The sequence below is a fragment of the Enterococcus sp. DIV0213h genome (assembly GCF_051711285.1).
In the GTDB taxonomy this organism is placed as follows: domain Bacteria; phylum Bacillota; class Bacilli; order Lactobacillales; family Enterococcaceae; genus Enterococcus_D; species Enterococcus_D casseliflavus.
The window spans coordinates 3,047,567-3,066,249 of sequence record NZ_JBIOMH010000001.1 but is presented as its reverse complement, the minus strand read 5'-3'; the positions used below and the strand labels follow the sequence as shown (position 1 = coordinate 3,066,249).

General features: G+C 41.1%; 15 protein-coding genes. 13 read left to right on the top strand and 2 right to left on the bottom strand.

Annotated features, from left to right (window positions below; all coding sequences use genetic code 11):
* Positions 1-161: 161 nt before the first annotated feature.
* The 7 genes from IGI77_RS14380 to rbsK all read left to right on the top strand — a co-directional run bounded on the left by IGI77_RS14380 (position 162) and on the right by rbsK (position 7,483).
* Positions 162-1,628, top strand: coding sequence for an alpha-L-fucosidase (locus tag IGI77_RS14380; protein WP_438770256.1), 1,467 nt, complete (start codon positions 162-164; stop codon positions 1,626-1,628).
* Positions 1,629-1,638: 10 nt separating this feature from the next.
* Positions 1,639-2,448 (top strand): alpha/beta hydrolase, encoded by an 810-nt coding sequence (locus IGI77_RS14375; RefSeq protein WP_438770255.1) that lies wholly within the window; start codon positions 1,639-1,641, stop codon positions 2,446-2,448.
* A gap of 151 nt (positions 2,449-2,599) precedes the next feature.
* On the top strand, positions 2,600-3,616 hold the full coding sequence (locus tag IGI77_RS14370) for a LacI family DNA-binding transcriptional regulator (RefSeq protein ID WP_015510284.1): 1,017 nt from the start codon (positions 2,600-2,602) through the stop codon (positions 3,614-3,616).
* 136 nt (positions 3,617-3,752) lie between these two features.
* Positions 3,753-4,673 (top strand): ribonucleoside hydrolase RihC, encoded by a 921-nt coding sequence (gene rihC / locus IGI77_RS14365; RefSeq protein WP_438770254.1) that lies wholly within the window; start codon positions 3,753-3,755, stop codon positions 4,671-4,673.
* 12 nt (positions 4,674-4,685) lie between these two features.
* On the top strand, positions 4,686-6,056 hold the full coding sequence (gene dcuC / locus IGI77_RS14360; RefSeq protein WP_015510282.1) for a C4-dicarboxylate transporter DcuC: 1,371 nt from the start codon (positions 4,686-4,688) through the stop codon (positions 6,054-6,056).
* Between the two features lie 79 nt (positions 6,057-6,135).
* Complete coding sequence (locus tag IGI77_RS14355; RefSeq protein ID WP_249686509.1) at positions 6,136-6,555, top strand: GNAT family N-acetyltransferase; 420 nt, start codon at positions 6,136-6,138, stop codon at positions 6,553-6,555.
* Between the two features lie 4 nt (positions 6,556-6,559).
* Complete coding sequence (gene rbsK, locus IGI77_RS14350) at positions 6,560-7,483, top strand: ribokinase (protein WP_128488481.1); 924 nt, start codon at positions 6,560-6,562, stop codon at positions 7,481-7,483.
* Between the two features lie 48 nt (positions 7,484-7,531).
* Here the strand turns inward: rbsK and IGI77_RS14345 are convergent, their stop codons facing one another.
* Positions 7,532-8,629, bottom strand: a complete 1,098-nt coding sequence (locus IGI77_RS14345; protein ID WP_438770253.1) for a GntR family transcriptional regulator — start codon at positions 8,627-8,629, stop codon at positions 7,532-7,534.
* A 195-nt stretch (positions 8,630-8,824) separates the two neighbouring features.
* On the opposite strand from IGI77_RS14345, the gene IGI77_RS14340 reads away from it, so the two are divergent.
* From IGI77_RS14340 to IGI77_RS14320, 5 genes are read left to right on the top strand one after another with little or no spacing between them, the layout of a single operon-like run.
* Positions 8,825-9,715, top strand: a complete 891-nt coding sequence (locus IGI77_RS14340; RefSeq protein WP_438770252.1) for a carbohydrate ABC transporter permease — start codon at positions 8,825-8,827, stop codon at positions 9,713-9,715.
* 12 nt (positions 9,716-9,727) lie between these two features.
* Positions 9,728-10,594, top strand: coding sequence for a carbohydrate ABC transporter permease (locus IGI77_RS14335; protein ID WP_015510277.1), 867 nt, complete (start codon positions 9,728-9,730; stop codon positions 10,592-10,594).
* A gap of 18 nt (positions 10,595-10,612) precedes the next feature.
* Positions 10,613-11,869 carry an ABC transporter substrate-binding protein gene (locus tag IGI77_RS14330; RefSeq protein ID WP_413126211.1) on the top strand — a complete coding sequence of 419 codons (1,257 nt, stop codon included), beginning with the start codon at positions 10,613-10,615 and terminating at the stop codon, positions 11,867-11,869.
* Positions 11,866-12,918 (top strand): glycoside hydrolase family 76 protein, encoded by a 1,053-nt coding sequence (locus IGI77_RS14325; RefSeq protein ID WP_015510275.1) that lies wholly within the window; start codon positions 11,866-11,868, stop codon positions 12,916-12,918. Before IGI77_RS14330 ends, IGI77_RS14325 begins: the two co-directional genes overlap by 4 nt.
* A gap of 42 nt (positions 12,919-12,960) precedes the next feature.
* Entirely contained in the window at positions 12,961-14,250 is a 1,290-nt protein-coding gene (locus IGI77_RS14320; protein ID WP_413126213.1) for a glycoside hydrolase family 125 protein, read from the top strand.
* Positions 14,251-15,030: 780 nt separating this feature from the next.
* Here IGI77_RS14320 and IGI77_RS14315 read toward each other — a convergent pair.
* Entirely contained in the window at positions 15,031-16,245 is a 1,215-nt protein-coding gene (locus IGI77_RS14315) for an amidohydrolase family protein (protein ID WP_438770251.1), read from the bottom strand.
* Positions 16,246-16,420: 175 nt separating this feature from the next.
* Between IGI77_RS14315 and IGI77_RS14310 the strand changes: the two genes are divergently transcribed.
* Positions 16,421-18,571 (top strand): glycoside hydrolase family 65 protein, encoded by a 2,151-nt coding sequence (locus tag IGI77_RS14310; protein WP_438770250.1) that lies wholly within the window; start codon positions 16,421-16,423, stop codon positions 18,569-18,571.
* The last annotated feature ends 112 nt before the right edge of the window (positions 18,572-18,683 follow it).

Sequence of the window (18,683 nt, the reverse complement as noted above, 5' to 3'; positions counted from 1 at the left end):
CTGTACGAATCTGTTGTTTAAATTGCATAAGAAGAAAGTCTGGCAGAAAACGAGTTGACGTTTTTTGCCTCTCTTTCTTTTTTAGGTAAAACTAGATAACGATACTAGCTGTCTGAAAAAAAAGAGCGGTGATCCGCTGCTTTTCACAAGGAGGATGATCCATGATCACGATCGAAAAAATCAAACAAGTTGCAAACCAAGGCCCCTTTTTTCCAAATTGGCAGTCATTGGGCGCTTTTGTTCTACCGGAATGGTTCTCCAAAGCAAAATTTGGGGTCTTCATTCATTGGGGATTGTATAGTGTTCCCGCATTTAACAACGAGTGGTACTCCAGAAATATGTACATCAAAGGCCATCCAGAATACGATCACCATATCGATACCTATGGACCGCAAAAAAACTTCGGCTACAAAAACTTTATTCCGATGTTTACCGCAGAAAAATTTGATGCAAATGAATGGATTCGCTTGATCAAACAAGCCGGTGCCAACTATCTTTTTCCCGTTGCAGAACATCACGATGGATTTCAGATGTATAAAAGCGAGCTGTCTGAATGGAATGCGGCAGTTATGGGGCCGAAAAAAGATATTCTTAGGGAACTAAAAAAAGCCGCAGAGGAGCAAGGCCTGCATTTTTGTACTTCTTCTCATCGTGCCGAACATTGGTTTTTCATGGGACATGGTAAGGAATTTGACAGCGACATCAAGGAACCTCTAGAAAAAGGCGACTTTTATTGGCCTGCTATGCCAGAACCTGATAATCAAGATTTGTATAGCGAGCCATACCCCTCAAAAGAGTTTTTAGATGATTGGTTGCTTAGAACCTGTGAACTCGTCGACAACTATCAACCAGAGCTGCTGTATTTTGATTGGTGGATCCAACACGAAGCCTTCAAGGAGCATCTGCAACTTTTCGCTGCTTACTATTACAATCGTGGGGCTGAATGGGGCAAAAAAGTTGGTATCTGCTACAAACACGATGCCATGATGTTTGGTAGTGGTATCGTGGAGATCGAACGGGGGAAATTTGCCGAACCACAACCTTTTTACTGGCAAACAGACACAGCGATCGCTCGTAATTCATGGTGCTATACCACGACATTGGATTATAAAACAACACGTGAGATTTTACAGGATTTGATCGAAGTCGTCAGTAAAAACGGCAATCTCCTTTTGAATATCGGGCCGAAAGGGGATGGTTCGATCCCAGAAAAAGATCAAGCGATCTTAAAAGAAATCGGCACGTGGCTTGATGTAAACGGTGAAGCCATTTATGAAGCGAAACCATGGCGCAAAGCCGGTGAAGGACCTACGACTGTTGTATCGGGGCAATTCCAAGAAGCACAGGCTGCTATTTACACGAGTCGGGATTTTCGCTTTACGGTTCAGGGGGATTCGTTGTATGCTATTGGCATGGCAAGTCCTGACAATGGATACGCAACGATTCAGGCACTTGCCCATTCTAAAGATCAAAATCTACCAGAATTTCACGGTATCATCCAAACCGTTACGATTCTAGGATACGAAGAACAGCCTGTTGATTGGCAAGTGACCGATGAAGGCTTGCAACTAACTTTTGAACCAATTGAAACCGACCAACCAATTGTCTATAAAATTACAATGAAATGAGGCGCAACCCGTGATACATGAACAAAGATCTGCACTTTTACCAGAAAGCCAAGCAAGTTTAACTACCTATGTCATCGAAAATTCTCCTGAAATGGAACCAGATCGTGTCCGACCGGCGGTCATCATCTGTCCTGGCGGCGGCTATGAAATGTTATCGGATCGTGAAGCGGAACCCATCGCCATCAAAATGATGAGCTTTGGTTTCCAAGCCTTTGTGTTGCATTATAGTATCAAACCGGCTGTCTATCCGTTAGCCTTAAAGGAATTGGCTGCTGCCGTTCGTCTTGTCCGCACCAATCATGACACCTGGCACGTCGATCCTGAAAAAATCATCGTTGCTGGTTTTTCAGCTGGTGGCCATTTAGCTGCTAACTTGGGTGTGTCTTGGCAGCAACCTTTTCTAGCAGAGGCTTTGCAAGGGAGAAATGAAGAGTGGCGACCTAATGGCCTCTTACTGAGTTACCCTGTATTATCTAGTGGAGAAATTGGGCATCAAGATTCCTTCCGTTCATTATTAGCAGATCGCTATGATACGGATAAAGCCGCTTTGTCATTGGAAACCTTAGTCAGCGTGCACACACCGCCGACGTTTCTGTGGCATACGTTAGAAGATGGATTAGTCTTAGCAGAAAACAGCCTTGTTTTTGCCGAACAGCTGCGAAAAGCCAACGTACCTTATGAATTGCATATTTTTCCTAGAGGTGGACATGGTTTGAGCCTAGGAACGCCGGAAACGGCCAACAGTGATCGGCATGGAGTAGAAGCTTCTGTTGTTCGCTGGCCGGAGCTGTTTGCCGACTGGGTAAAGTGGAATATCTAAAAGAGAGCCAAAAGAACGGTCTATTCTTCAATCGATCATATTCCTGATTTTTAAATCTGTTTTGTTGAGCAACAGAAAAAAGATTTGCTGAAAACGATCAGGTTGAGTGCTTGTTTCATTTACAAAAGCAGGAAAGAGAAAGGGGTATATAGTGAAGGTCAGATTAAAAGACATTGCAAAAGAAGTGGGTGTATCGATCGCAGCCGTTTCACAAGTGTTGAACGACAAACCGATTCGGATCACGGAAGAAAAAAAACAGCAGATCAAGCGCTTGGCAGCTGAAAACAATTATACGCCGAATGCTGCCGCCAAAAGCTTGGTATTGAAAAAAACCAACACGATCGGACTGATCATCCCTGATATCAACAATCCTTTTTTTGCCAACTTGGCCAAAGTCTTGGAAGATTTGCTGCGAAAACAGGGGTACTTGCTGATTTTGGTAAACTCTGATGATAAAGCTGACGTTGAGAAGGAATTGATGCAGCTCCTGATTGACCGCAACGTTGATGCGTTGATCATCGCCCTTTCAACCGAATCCTACGCGGATGAGGTACAAACCAAAGAACGATTGAAGAAACTTTCGGTTCCAATCGTTTTGGTTGATAGAGGAATAGATAACTTTGAAGTCGATCAAGTCTTTTATAATAATCGGCATGGGGGGTATATTGCTGCCTGTGAACTGATAAAAAAAGGACACAAAAAGATCGGTACCATGATGAACCCGGATAAAAATATCAATTGTGTGTATCGGTACCAAGGATACTTAGATGCGTTGAAAGAATTTGGTCTCCAGCGAAAAGACAGTTGGCATGTGGTAACAAAATTTCAATTTGAGGATGCTTATGAAAAAGCGGATATTCTCTTGAAAAACCGAGAAGTCACTGGTATTGTTGCCGGCAACGATTTGATTGCGTTAGGAATCATGAAGCGTGCCAAAGAATTAGGAATCAAGGTTCCAGAAGATGTCTCGATCGTCGGATACGACAATCTTGTTTTAAATGATCTTTTAGAGGTGTCCCTAACGTCTGTGGAACAAGATGTAAATGATTTAGGTGAGAAAACGGTTTTTGCTTTGATGAATGCGATCAGCGGGCAGAAGCCGCGCTATGTCCAACTGACACCAAGATTGATAAAAAAGAACAGTGTATCTAAAAGAGTTTCTCAGTGAAACTCTTTTTTTACTGTTGACAGCGTTTTAAAACAATGCTATTCTTTGTGTGAACATTAGATAAAACGCTTTATCAAATGTTCGCTTTTTTTAAAAGTTTGATAAAACGTTTTATCAAAATGAGAGGGGAATATGCATGGAAAAAAGAAAAGTCATTATTGATACGGATCCGGGGATCGATGATGCAGTTGCGTTAGGAATTGCTTTGTTTAGTGAAGTGTTGGACGTTAAGTTGATCACAACAGTGGCTGGAAACGTCGGTATTGAACATGTCACCAATAATTTGTTGAAACTGCTCTCCTTCTGGGATTTATCGATTCCAGCAGCTCAAGGTGCATCTCAGCCGTTAACGCGAGCAGTCAAAGATGCCAGCGATGTGCATGGGGTAACAGGGATGGCCGGCTATTCATTTCCGGAACCGGATCGTTCATTGCTGCTGGAAACTTCAGCTGTTGAAGCGATGTATCAAACGATCAAAACGAATGAAGGAAAAATTACGATCGCCGCATTAGGTCCATTAACGAATATTGCTCTTTTATTTAAGATTTATCCAGAAGTCAAAGAAAAAATCGAAGAGATCGTTTTGATGGGTGGAGCCTTAGGCAGAGGAAATTTCGGTGTGTTGTCAGAGTTTAATATTGCGATTGATCCCGAGGCTGCTGCAATTGCTTTTGAAAGCGGTTTGCCGATCGCTGTAGCCCCGTTAGATGTGGGGGCCAAAGCGCTTGTATATCCGGAGGACAGTGCAAAAATCAAGAAAATGAACCAAACTGGAGACATGATGGTGCAGTTATTCAAAAAATACCGCGGCGGTAGTTTTGGAACAGGTTTAAAAATGTATGACAGCTGCGCGATCGCTTATCTTTTGTGTCCAGAGATATTCGATATTCAGGAGACGTTTGTTGCAATTGAAACACAAGGAGCCTATACAGCAGGTGCGACAATTGTCGATCTCAACAATCGTCTGAAACAGAAAAACAATTGCCGTGTTTGTATCGATATCGATGAAGCGCTCTTTAAAGATTGGTTTTTACAGGCGATCAGCAAATGTAAATAGGAGGGAAAAGAAATGATAGAAGCGATTTTAGTACTCGTTGTTTTGGGAATTGTCGGCTATTTTATTATTAAGAGTTATAACCCAGCATTGATTCTGATTATTGGGGCACTTGTTTTGCTTTGCGCATCCGTCGTATTAGGAAATCCGCTTTACCCAGAAGGCGAAGGGACCGGCTTGGCCTTGTTCGATATTTTCCTGAAACTCAAAGATACAATTATCTCTCAAGTAAGTTCTGCTGGTTTAGTGATCATGATCTTATTCGGGTATTCAGGTTATATGAATCTCATTGGTGCCAATCAAAAAGCCGTCAATATTTTGGTTCAGCCAATGACAAAAATCAAGTCCAAGGCATTATTTATTCCGATCGTTTTCTTATTAGGTAATTTGATGTCGTTAGTCGTGCCGAGTGCATCTAGTTTGGCGATAATTTTGATGGCAATTCTTTATCCGCTGCTTCAAGGGATCGGAATCTCTTCTTTGACCGCGGCCGGAGTAATCGCAATGACTGCTACTATCATGCCGACACCTTTAGGTGCAGATAATGTGATCGCGGCTCAAACATTGAACTACAACATTTTAACTTATGTTCTTTACCATGCGAAAATTTCTATCCCGGCATTGCTGATCATGGCCGTTGTTCATTACTTTTGGCAAACGTATTGTGATAAAAAAGAAGGTAAAGATGCCTTTGTAGAACTAAAAGAAATTGAAAGTAAGTCAGAAGAAACGACTGTTCCTGGGTTTTATGCGATTTTACCACTCCTTCCTTTGGTGTTGATCATTATCGTTGGTATAATCGGGATATTTAAAGAAGGTGTGACAATGGATATCTTTGTCTTAACGATGATCTCCTTTTTTGTCGCATTATTGATTGAATGTTTGAGAAAGAAATCTTTCAAAATCGCACAAGAAAGCGCGGTCGAACTTTTTAAAGGGATGGGACAAGGGTTCAGCCAAGTAGTTATGCTGGTTGTGGGTGGTTCATTGTTTACCACAGCTATCCAAAGCTTAGGGGTGATCGATTCATTAATGAGTGCGGTAGAAAATTCTCAATCTGCTGGGGTGTTAACTGCATTGATATTCAGCGGCGCTACCGCATTGTTCGGTATTTTGAGCGGCGGCGGATTGGCGATGTTTTACGCTGTGATTGAATTGATTCCTGATATTGCCGCTAAAGCGGGAATTGACGGGATTTTGATTGCATTGCCGATGCAGATGATCGCCAATCTTGGCAGAACGATCTCACCAGTTGCCGCTGTCATTATGATTGTATCTTCTTCAATCGACGTCAGCCCTGTTCGGTTACTGAAACGAACCAGCGTTCCAACGATCGTTGGGATCATAGCAGTGGTCATTTTGTCGCTGGTATTGCTCCCTTACTAGAGTCATGAATGAACTTCAGAGGGCGTCAAGGCAAGAATTAGCAGAGATTTTTCAAATTTTCATCGAAGCAAAGCAGCAGATGGATAGAAGAAAAATCTACCAGTGGACCGATACCTATCCTTCGCTAGAAATCTTGGCGAAGGATATCGAGAAAAAAGAGCTGCTGGTGTTGAAGGATAACACAGAAAAAATTGTAAGTGCCGGTGTTTTGTCAAATGAATCGCAGTCAAACGTCAGCAAAGAATATCAAGGAATAAGAACGATTCAGAGGCTTGTTGCGAGGCCGTCTCAAGCGGGGCAAGGATTTGGCCGTCAGTGGATCAATAGCTGCTTGGAACAGCAGTGTGATGAAGGGGAAACAGTGCTTTCAATCACAAATCATACCAATTTGCCCATGCAGCGATTATTTGCAAAAACAGGGTTTTTAAAGGTTGGTGAAACGACCATTGAAGGTCGAGAAGCCTTTGGTCCTTTTTATATATTCAAGAGAAATAGGTGATTTTTTGAGTAAGATAACGATTTTAGGTAGTGTGAATATGGATATCGTGATCACGACGACACGAATGCCGAAGATCGGCGAAACGATCATTGGGGAGCAAATTGATTATTTTGTCGGAGGCAAAGGAGCAAATCAAGCAGTGGCAGCTTCTCGTTACGGTGCATCAGCAAGATTTTTAGGCAAAATCGGGGAAGATACTTTTGGGGAAAAGGTTCTTCAGCACCTCAGCAGAGAAGCTCTCGATTTGTCGGCTGTTTCCCGTGAAAAAAATATGTTCACAGGAATTGCGAGTATTTTTAAATTAGCAGAGGATAATTGTATCACTGTCGTTCCTGGTGCGAATGGACTGATCGATGAAGTGTATGTTCAGCAAACGATCAGTGAACTTTCACAGGGGGATATCTTACTTACTCAACTGGAAATTCCTGTGGAAGCAATCAAACAAGCATTGATTCTTGCTAAGAAAAAAGGAGTTCTGACGATTTTGAATCCTGCTCCTTACAATGAGATCGTACCGGAACTCCTGCCATATATTGATATTTTGACACCAAATGAAACGGAATTTGCCGCTTTGATCGGTAAAGAGACCATTTTGGAAGACGAAATTGAGCAAGTCATTGCTGATTGGCAAAAAAACTACGCTACGCGAATCGTTGTCACACGAGGAAGCAAAGGGGTAACATTTGTAGAAAAGTCACAAGTTGTGACGATTCCATCGAACAAAGTTTCAGTTATAGATACTACCGGTGCGGGGGATACCTTTAATGGCATCTTGGCAGCAGCTTTAGGGGAAGGAGCGGATTTTTATGAAGCCGTTTCTATGGCGAATAACGGAGCCAGTCTGTCCGTTCAAAAGCTGGGGGCTCAGACAGGGATGCCGCTGAAAAGCGAAATAGAAGAGTTTATGAAGCAGAAAGCGGAGAATTAGAAAAAACTTCTGATCAAGTGTGATTCTTGATCAGAAGTTTTTTTGAAGTTAATGTGTTTTGGACACCACTGAGTCTCCTTCAATTAAACGGTACCCTAAATTGATTTTTTCAATTGCTTCAGGATCAGCAATTTTTTGCAACAAGACTTCAACCGCCTTCTGACCAATGGCTGTCTGGTTTTGTTTGATATGGGTAAAAACGAAAGCATTCAGATCAAAAATATTTACTGTTGGGTGATCAAAGCAGACGACGGAGTAGTCTTGGGGCACTCGTTTGCCGATTTTTTCGATCGCACTTTTTGCAAGGAGTGCAATATTATATTCAGTGGTAAAAAGGGCAGTGATTTGGGTGTTTTCTTCCAAAAAACTGATAATTAGCTTTACATCGTCTTCAATACTGCGAGAAGAATTTGGAACGACAGAATCGATCATTGATAAAATTTGATTTTGACTGACTGCCCGATTCTCATCTACATGCGCCGCTAAAAAACCATTGACACGTTCGTCAATCGTTGAGACGCTGCTGTCAGAAGTAATCAATCCGAGTTTTTCATGTCCCTTGGCAAATAAATAACTAGTCAGTTCTTTGGCGGCTGAAAAACTGTCGGTTTGAACGCTACATATCGGTAAGTTCGCCATCAAACGATCAATAACCACAATTGGAAAATTCTTCGAAATTAGTTCAAGAATCTTAGGAGAAGTATATTCTGAGGAAGTAGGCAATAAGACGAGCCCTTGAATTCCCATCTCAACGAGTTCTTGAATCAATCTGTTTTCTGTTTCAGGATCGCCATAACTTATTTTTACAATAAAATGTATTGCTTCTTCATTCGTTTTTAAGATAGAACGTAGAATTTGTGCGCCAAAAAAGTCAGTGAAATTTGTGATGATCAATCCAACGATCAGCTTTTTAGGCGAAATATCTGTTTTTTTGTTATTGATAACAACTGAGCCCTTTCGAGGCTTTCGAAGAATGTAGCCCTCTTCCTTTAGAAGATCAAGGGCTTTTTTTACGGTGATGGTACTTACTTTGTAGGATTTTGATAGTTCTTTTTCTGTTGGTAATGTCTCGTTCAAGGAGACGACTCCTGATTCAATTTGCTGTTTTAATTCTTCATAAATGACCTGGTACAATGGCTTACTCATTTTCACGCCTCCATTTCATTAGTAATCGTATTTATCTATATATTAAATATATTATATTGATAAAGCAAGCGATTTATTCAATTAAATGCTTATGAAACCGTTGACATTACAAAAACTATTATATATAATTCGATTGTAAAGTTAATGAATATATTAAATCTTTTTAATGTTATATTGAATAAGGGGGGTTGCTTGATGGAAATCGTGAAGAAGAACAAACGCGGGATAAATGAACAGCAAAATATTGCTTATTGGTTTATATTGGTGCCGGTTTTCTTACTTGTTGTGTTTGCAATTGTTCCAATTATTATGGCGCTTTATTACAGCTTTACGGATTACAATATTATAGAGAGTCCCAATTGGGTTGGATTTAGAAATTTTACTAGAATTTTTCAAGATGAATTTTTCTTTATTTCCTTAAAAAATACAATTGTATATACCTTTCTATATGTTCCGTTAGGATTGATCGTTTCTTTAGGATCCGCAATGCTTCTCAATCGAAAAATGAGAACTACAAGCTTGTTTCGAACGTTTTTCTATCTTCCGGTTTTGTGTTCCTCAGTCGCTACCGCAACCATCTGGTATTGGTTATTGAATCCTCAGGTTGGATTATTAAATCAACTGCTCGGATTGATTGGAATCAATGGTCCCGCTTGGTTATACAGCTCAAACTGGGCGATGACTGCAATCGTAATTATGAGTGTATGGATGAGTTTCGGTGGAAATATGATGATTTTCTTGGCAGGACTGCAAGGAATCAATCCTGCGTTATATGAAGCAGCTGACATTGAAGGAGCAAACTCATGGCAAAAATTTCTCGGAATTACTTGGCCACAATTGTCTAAAACTACTTTTTTAGTTAGTACACAGTTGATCATTGGTGCATTTCAAGTTTTTGATCAAGCATACATGCTGACAAAAGGTGGTCCGGGAAATTCTACCATCACGATCGTTTACTATATCTATAATAAAGGGTTTGGTGGTCTGGAGATGGGCTATGCCTCTGCATTGTCATTTTTACTTTTTATGATTATTTTCGTTTTCTCTTTGATCAACATGCGTCTGACAAATAAAGAAACAAATTAAAGGAGAAAAGTTATGACAAAAATAAAATCTTTTCGAACAGTTTCATGGTATTTCATGGTGATTATAGTCAGTTTAACAACAGTGCTTCCATTTGTATGGACGATATCAACTTCCTTCAAATCAGATAGTGAGATTCTCAGCGGTTCAATGAATATCATACCAAGTCAGTTTACCTTTGATCACTATCGGGAAGTTTTTAAGACGATGCCGTTTCTGACTTATCTAAAAAATTCGCTGATTTTAGCGCTTGGAGGTGTCGCAACGAATCTGTTTTTTGGTTCATTGGCTGGGTATTCTTTTGGACAACTGAGATTCAAAGGAAAAAAACCAATCTTTTTAGTCTTTTTAGCTTCGATGATGGTGCCAGGAATCGTCACGATGATTCCCACATTTATCGTCTTACGGGGATTTCCTTTAGCTGGTGGAAATAATCTTGTCGGCTCCGGCGGACTGGGTTTGATCAATTCTTATTGGGCGATTTTACTTCCTGGGGCTGCAGGTGCTTTTTCAATTTTCTTCATGAAGCAGTTTTTTGAACAGCTGCCTAGAGAGCTTGGTGAAAGTGCACGGATGGATGGAGCCACTGAGTTCAAAATTTTTTGGGATGTTTATTTTCCTCTAGCCAAGCCTGCCTTAACAACATTAGGTATCATGACTTTTCAAGCAGGATGGAATGCCTTTATGTGGCCAATGATCGTTTTGAATGCTGAAGAAATGAAAACTGTTCAAGTGGGACTGGCTGCTTTTCAATACAATTACAATACTAATTATGGACCATTGATGGCAGGTACCATTTTAGCAACATTGCCTGTACTTATCCTATTTATTTTTGCACAACGCAACTATGTTCAAGGAATGGCCGATGCTGGAATTAAATAAAAAAGAGGAGGAAATGAAATGAAAAAAGTTTTAAAAGGATTGCTGTTAGCAGGGACGATCACATTGTTAGGTGCTTGCGGCAGCAACAATGGGCAGACTGACCAAGCAGACGGTGGGAAGCAAACGATTACCTTTTGGGGATCGTGGAGCGGTGATCAAGTTGATCAGCTGAATCAATTGATCGATCAATACAATGATAGTCAGGATAAATATGAGGTTGCTTATAAAGTACAAGACAATGTAGAAGAAAAGCTGCTGACTGGTATGGCTGGCGGCGAGATTCCAGATGTCATTTTATGGGATCGGGTGAATACGGCGATGTATGCTCAAAAAAATGCGCTGTTGGATTTAGATGATTTAATTGCGGAAGACAATATCGATATGACTTCTTTTTATGAAGAGACAGTGAAAGAGATGCAGTATGAAGAGAAACAATACGGGATCCCCCTTTTAGTAGATAATCGCTCGCTTTTTTATAATAAAACTTTATTAGACGAAGCGGGCGTCGAACCGCCAACAACCTGGGATGAATTGTTAGATGTCGCAGAAAAAACGACGAAATGGGACGGAAATACGCTTGTCCAAGCTGGTTTTTCATTAGATGATGTCGGTTTGTTCAACATGTGGCTTCAACAAGCAGGCGGCAGCATGTTGAATACCGATAATACTGCAACAGCGTTTAACTCTGAAGCAGGTATGGAAGTTTTGGACTTTTGGGATAAGCTGATGAATGAAGCAAAAGTTTATCAACAAGGGTTTAACGACGGGTCTGATGCCTTTGCCGCAGGAAAAGTAGCTTTGGCATATAATGGCCCTTGGGCATTGGCTGACTATGATAAAGTAGATGGATTGGAATACGGTATCGTACCGCCGATGACAGGTCCAAATGGTGATAAAGGCGCATTGACTGGAGGATTCGGATTAGTGATTCCGAAAACTGCTAAAAATCAAGATGCTGCATGGGACTTTATTAAGTGGTGGACTACAAATCCAGATGTGGGTGTTGAATTTGCTAAAATCTCAACGTGGCTGCCAGCAAATATCGAGGCAGCACAAGATCCTTACTTTACGGAAAATGAAAAATATAAAGCTTTTGTTGAAACGATGGATTTTGCTAAAATCCGACCAACTGTTACTGGTTACTCTGATGTTGAAAGACTCGCATTGATTCCACAATTAGAAAATGTATTTTCTGGTAAAATCAATGCACAAAAAGCCCTTGAAAATGCCCAACAGCAAGGTGATAAAATTTTGAAAGAAGGATCAGGAGAATGACCGATTTTAACAACTATGCGGAGCTTGCTCAGGAAAGTATTGACTATTTCTACAAAGCAGAAACACCAGAGCAATTTGTAAACAATGTGTATCCATTAAGAAATGTGGAAGAAAACACTGTTTTCAACTATTGGTGGATCGCTCATTTAGTCGATGTCCGCATTGATGCTTATTTGAGAACAAAGAAAGAACAGTACTTGCAAGTTGCGGAAGAGACTTACCGCTATAATAAACAGCGAAATCAGGGAACACTGCTTCACGAATACTACGACGACATGCTTTGGAACGCTTTAGCCGGCCTACGCTTGTATGAATTGACTCAAAAACAGGAATATTTAGAAGATGCGCGAGAAGTCTGTCTCGATATTTTTGATACGGCCTGGAATGATCACATGAACGGCGGTTTTGCGTGGAAAAGAACACAGCTTGATTATAAAAATACTCCGGTAAACGCACCAATTATGATTTTAGCCCTAAGACTATATCAAATAGAAGCAGATGAACGCTATTTGAACACTAGTCATGAGACGCTCAAGTGGATGAGAGAGCACTTAGTGAATCCTGAAACAAAATTTGTAGAAGATGGTATCAATCGAAATGGTGATGGAAAAGTCGATGTTCAATGGCAATTTACCTATAATCAAGGAGTGTATATTGGCGCTTTGATCGAGTTTTTTCATGTAACGAAGGATCCCGCTTATTTAGAAGAAGCACTGCATTGTGCAAAAACGTCCATTGAAACAATTGGGGCAAGTGGTGTGTTCGATGACCAAGGAGATGGAGGAGATATCGGATTATTTAAGGGAATCGAATACCGATACTTAAAAGTATTGTTTGAAAAAGCACAACAATTTGGATTGGATGCTTCCTTCATTAAATACTTTGTTATTTCCAGCTGTGAACTGCTCTTACAGCATAGTACAAAGGAACATCATTTGCTGACTTACCGAGATTGGCTTGTGGAGGAATTGCCTGAAAGTGTTTACTTATCAGATCAATTGTCGGGAGTTATGGCATTGGAAGCAGCCGCGGCAATAGAAAAATTTTAGAAAAACTGGGAAACCAGTTTTTCTTTTCAAGAGGTGGAAAGAATGCCCTATCAAAAAGTACCAACTGTTGTGAAAGAATTTATGGAAGAAATCACCGAGCTATGCGGAGTAGAGCACTCCAAGTGGGCAGAAAATTTTCAGGCAGCGTTTGCCAATACCGTCCTTACGACAGTAAAAGAGCAGAGTGATGGCAGTACCTTTGTGTTGACTGGAGATATACCAGCGATGTGGCTGCGGGACTCAACAGCTCAAGTCCGTCCTTATCTTTACCTTGCAAAAAAGGACCAGGAGTTGGCTGATATGATCGCGGGTCTAGTAAAAAAACAATTTACGTTTATTGCCATTGATCCTTACGCCAATGCTTTTAATGAAACGGAAAACTTTGCCGGGCATCAAGAGGATGATACGAGGATGAATGGATGGATCTGGGAACGAAAATACGAAGTTGATTCTCTGTGCTATCCTGTGCAATTGGCATATTTGCTTTATAAAAATACGGGGCGTACCGATCATTTTGATGCTGTCTTTGTCAAAGGAGCTAAGATGATCATCGATGTATTTCGCATTGAACAAGATCATGGGCAATCTACCTATCGTTTTACACGTGACACTGTGAGACAAGAAGATACACTAACAAATGGGGGCAAAGGAACGCCAGTTGCTAAGACGGGAATGACTTGGTCGGGGTTTAGACCTAGTGATGATGCATGCCGGTATGGTTATCTGATTCCTTCCAATATGTTTGCTGTTGTGATTCTTGATTACTTGAAGTTCATTTTTACCACTATTTTAGAAGAACCTGAAATCGCAGATTCTGCTTCAACTCTTCGTAAGGAGATCCAAGCAGGGATTGACGAATACGCCTACACGACAAATAAAAAAGGAGAGACAGTTTATGCTTATGAAGTAGACGGATTTGGCAATGCAGTGATCATGGATGACAGCAATGTACCAAATTTGATTTCAGCACCTTATCTGGGGTACTGCTCAATGGAAGATCCAATCTATTTAGCAACTAGAAGAACACTCCTTAGTCGAGAAAATCCTTATTTTTATGAAGGAAAGTATGCAAGCGGCATTGGTTCATCTCATACACCTGAGAACTTCGTATGGCCGATCGCAATGGCTATGACCGGATTAACATCGAAAGACAAAACAGAAAAAGCCAGTATCCTTGATCAATTAACGGCTATTGACGCTGGTACAAAGTTGATGCATGAAGGAATCAATGTTGATGATCCAAGTGATTACACCCGAGAATGGTTTTCTTGGGCAAATATGATGTATTGTGAATTAGTAATGGACTATTTTGATTTTAAGGTGGAAAAATAAATGAGTTTTGGAATCAATCTAGGTCATACACAAGACAATTGTAATCTTGCTGGATAACTAGAAAATAATTGTTTCAAAAGAGTAAAGATAATCGACCCATAAAAATCAAGAAAGAAAATTGTTTGCTTTATTAATCACTATTCATTGGTCACTCTGAGAGTGCACAGTTTTATACCCGGTAGTGCGAATAAAGCGGCTGATGATTAGAAGCATATTTTATCATTACCAAAGCCAGGTTGATACAATATTGATTTTGGCAGACATTAATGCGATGTTATAAGCTCCCTGTTTTTTGGACAACAGATACGAATACTGGAACATATGGGGAAATGAAGGAAGACGCTGAAAAAAGGCGATGCGTTTATTTACCTATAGCTGTACCTAAAAGATACCTATGAGTTGACATAAAGACTGCTTGGCGGTTTTGCTGGACCGACTATCGAAGTATGTACGGAAGAAAAGGGGAAGTTTCTCTCGGAAAACAACTCGGTCTGGCAGTTTATAACTCACTAAGTTGCACAGGCATAGGTCAGCTACTTACACTAAATCGCATCATCTTCGGGAGAAAGGTAATGAATCCCAAGCATCTGATCGCAAAATATCGCGTATATTTTCATAGGCAAATTGTTGAGGACATGTAGATGGTGAGAATTGAAGAATGATCGTCTTTTCTTGACGCAAGAGGTTTGAAAGACTATATACAACTAGCAAAGGACTATTCCTGAAAAAGGCATCTGCGCCTCTAAAAAGAAGCGCAGATGCCTTTTATACATATACGATTTATGCTGTGAAAACAACCGCTCCTTGATAAAAACTTTTGCTGACGAAGCCTTTGCGGGCAACGAATTCTGCCGTACAAGCAGCTGGTGTCAGCAAGAAATCAGCCGAATCACCAACCTTAGGCCATTGCTGCGCACCGTTTTTATCTAAGGGCACTTTGCCATCAGTAACCAGACCTAGGGCTTGCGTCAAGTCTTCCTGACTTTTGACGGCAAAAATCTCTAAATAGCGCGCCAGCTTTTCTTGTAAAGAACCGTCGCCAAGAGAAGACCAAGAATCATAGACATTGTCGCAACCGATATGAACAGCCACGCCATAGCTTTGCAATTCCTTCAGTGGCGGGATCGTTCCTGGGCTGATGGGAATACTTGAAATGATATGGATCTCTAAGTCTGCTAAGGCTTGAAAGACTTCTTTGCGTTCTTCTCCCTCAAAGTCATTTAGACCAAAGGCGTGACTGATCGCTACTTTTCCTTGCATATTGAATTCCTTCGTCAAACGAATCATTTCTTTGACGGTCGCTCTGCCAGCTTCTTGCCGATCATGAAGATGGAGGTCAATACCGACATGCCCTTTTTGAGCAAGTTCAAAAGTTGTCCGTAAGGAAGTTTTATAATCTTGATCGAGTGTATAAGGATCAACACCGCCAATATAAGAAGCTTTGCCCGTTGCTAAGGCTTCTTCAATCAAAGAAGCTGCATTTGAGCGCAATAAGCCATGTTGTGGGAATAAGACCAACTCCGAGCCAAAAGGTTGTTCGGCGACTAATTCAGTGATCGCATCAAAATAACGCAGCTGAGTCATTGGTTCAATATCGATATGTGAGCGGAACATCACCGCACCGTGAGGTAGTTCTAAATCAATCAGCGCTTGTCCGCGTTCTTTGATCGATAACGGTAAGGCATCTAATTGGGGAATCTCAGTTTCAAATCGTTCCACCAAGCTAGCTGCGGGCGTTACTGGACGCCAAGGAGTACCTAATTTACTTTTGTCCAAATGACAATGTTTTTCGATCAATCCTGGCAACAATAACTGATTTTCCCCATCAATGATCGTCGCCTCACTTGCTGCCTGCCATTCAGTCATCGGCACGATCTCCGCTATTTTTCCATCATTGATCCCGATTGCTGTATTTTCTGTTTTGGTTCCATAAGACCAGTCGCCTTCTTTTAAATAACTCGTCTCAAGTTGAACATTTGTAAGCCATAAATCCAAGAAATCGCCTTCTTTCGTGTTTGCTTCATGGTATCATACATTCGCTGCTCGGCTCTAAAGAGATGCTTGTGGCAAAAGGACTAAGAGCTGAGCCTTGCAATCATTGGCTAGAAGTGTAGGATAGAAACTAAGTGAAGATAACGAGGAATAAACCAAAAGACTTGGAGGATAAAGGATGAAGAAAAACGACTTTCTATTGACAGCTGATGAGCTGTCCCATCAAAAAATGGAGTATCTAGAAACATTGTTCGCTTTAGGAAATGGGCAAATCGGCGTCCGTGCAGGGCATCCTTTGAAGGTCAATCAACTGTATCCAGGAAATCCTGGGGCGTTTGTCAACGGCTTTTTTGACAGCGAGCCGATTCAGTATGGCGAATGGGCTTATGGGTATGCAAAAGAACATCAAACGATTTGCAAATTGCCAAACTTGCGTGGAGTTATTTTGAAAATCGGCGAGGAGGATTCTTCGGTTGAGGAATGGCAAGTCGAACGAACGCAAATGAGTCTTGCATTAGCTGACGGGATTCTGACGGAAAGTTATCGGATCACTACTCCGACCGGAAAGTCTTTTGAGTTGGGGTTAACTTCGTTTGCGTCAATGACGCGTAGTGAACTCTATGTTTGCCGCTATGAAGTGATAACAGCCGATTTTTCAGAACCGATCGAACTATCCCACAAATTAAATCAGCAATTCTCTGTCAATAAAACAGATGATCCTCGAGTTGCCAGTAAGAATCATCAATTGGAAAAAGAACAAATGGGCGCATACCAAGTATGGACAGCACCAAATAGTCAAAAGCAAATCGCTATTCGGCTGCATCAAGAAAAGCAGTATTTGACAGTTGGAGAACCGTCAACTTCGATTTTTCAGGTCAAATTGCTGCAAAGGTTTGGTGAGACACCATTTGAGCAGAAAGTCGACGAGTTTTCTGTCTTATTAAAAGAACAAGCGGATTACTATCGATCTTTCTGGCAAGCCAGCGATATTCAAATCGTGGGGGATGACTATTTGCAAAAAGGGATCCGTTTCAATTTGTTTCATTTGAACCAAGGTGCAGGGCGTGATGGGAAAACGAATTTCGCCGCAAAAGGGCTGACGGGTGAAGGATATGAAGGACATTATTTTTGGGATACAGAAATGTATCTACTGCCTTTCTTCATTTATACGAACCCCGAGATAGCCAAAAGCTTGCTTTCCTATCGTGCAAGTATTTTGCCGCAAGCCAAAAAACGAGCAAAAGAATTGAATCAAGCTGGGGCATTGTTTGCTTGGCGTACGATTGACGGTAATGAAACGAGTGCCTATTATCCAGCAGGTACAGCACAACTGCATATCAATGCCGATATCGTTTATGGTTTTCAATTATATGAACGTATCACGGGTGATCAACCCTTTATTGAAGAAATTGGTAAAGAAGTCGTTTTTGAAACAGCGAAATTCTGGTTTCATTATGGCACGTTTGTTGTAAAAGAAGGACAAGAGCGGTTTTGTATTCATGGAGTGACAGGACCAGACGAATACAGCGCTTTGGTAAACAACAATTTTTATACAAACAAAATGGTACAAAATAACTTACGCTATGCGGTCGAATTGGCCAAACGATACCATGTCTATCAAGAATTGATTGCCGATTGGGAAAAAGCAGCTGACTTGATGTACTTCGGTTACGATGAAGAGCGGCAGCTAACGAAACAAAATGATTCCTTCTTAGATCAAGCGCTGTGGCCATTTGAGGAAACACCTGCTGAGAATTATCCGCTTCTGCTTCACTATCATCCAATGATCATTTATAAGTATCAAGTATGCAAGCAAGCAGATACTGTTTTAGCAGAGATGCTGTTTACCCATGAATTTTCAGCAGATCAATTAACAAGAGACTATGACTATTACGAGCAGGTGACGACCCATGACTCCTCGTTGTCTCGTTCCATCTTTAGTGTGATGGCTAGCCGAATCGGCGACACTGAAAAAGCGTATCGCTACTTCATGGATACCGCACTGATGGATCTCAATGATTTGCAAAAGAATGTTGTAGACGGTGTTCATGCTGCCAATATGGGCGGCAGCTGGTTGAGTTTGATTTATGGTTTTGCTGGTCTGACCTATGATCGCGGACTTCACTTGGCGAATCATTTGCCACAGAAAATCGAATCACTGACATTTACGATCACTTATCAGCAAGAAGCAATCAGAGTGAAGCTTCAAGGGGGAGAAATCGAATGCCAGTTGCTGCCTGACAGCAAGTTGCGTATTGTCAAAGAGGGGCATGGACTTTGGATTCAGCAACACACCACGACTATCGATGCCTATCCGCAAGAAGACTGATCAATCGGATAGAACCAGAACCGCCGCAAGGATTTTCGCCTGCGGCGGTTTTTTTGACTCGTTCCATAAATCTTCTTGTAGAAATTTCCCTTAATGAAAGGGAAGATATACC

Excerpts from the sequence above, each read along its gene's own strand:
- IGI77_RS14380 (WP_438770256.1), top strand. The coding sequence starts at position 162 with ATGATCACGATCGAAAAAATCAAACAAGTTGCAAACCAAGGCCCCTTT.
- rihC (WP_438770254.1), top strand. The coding sequence starts at position 3,753 with ATGGAAAAAAGAAAAGTCATTATTGATACGGATCCGGGGATCGATGAT.
- dcuC (WP_015510282.1), top strand. The coding sequence starts at position 4,686 with ATGATAGAAGCGATTTTAGTACTCGTTGTTTTGGGAATTGTCGGCTAT.
- IGI77_RS14355 (WP_249686509.1), top strand. The coding sequence starts at position 6,136 with ATGGATAGAAGAAAAATCTACCAGTGGACCGATACCTATCCTTCGCTA.
- IGI77_RS14345 (WP_438770253.1), bottom strand. The coding sequence starts at position 8,629 with ATGAGTAAGCCATTGTACCAGGTCATTTATGAAGAATTAAAACAGCAA.
- IGI77_RS14340 (WP_438770252.1), top strand. The coding sequence starts at position 8,825 with ATGGAAATCGTGAAGAAGAACAAACGCGGGATAAATGAACAGCAAAAT.
- IGI77_RS14335 (WP_015510277.1), top strand. The coding sequence starts at position 9,728 with ATGACAAAAATAAAATCTTTTCGAACAGTTTCATGGTATTTCATGGTG.
- IGI77_RS14330 (WP_413126211.1), top strand. The coding sequence starts at position 10,613 with ATGAAAAAAGTTTTAAAAGGATTGCTGTTAGCAGGGACGATCACATTG.
- IGI77_RS14325 (WP_015510275.1), top strand. The coding sequence starts at position 11,866 with ATGACCGATTTTAACAACTATGCGGAGCTTGCTCAGGAAAGTATTGAC.
- IGI77_RS14320 (WP_413126213.1), top strand. The coding sequence starts at position 12,961 with ATGCCCTATCAAAAAGTACCAACTGTTGTGAAAGAATTTATGGAAGAA.
- IGI77_RS14310 (WP_438770250.1), top strand. The coding sequence starts at position 16,421 with ATGAAGAAAAACGACTTTCTATTGACAGCTGATGAGCTGTCCCATCAA.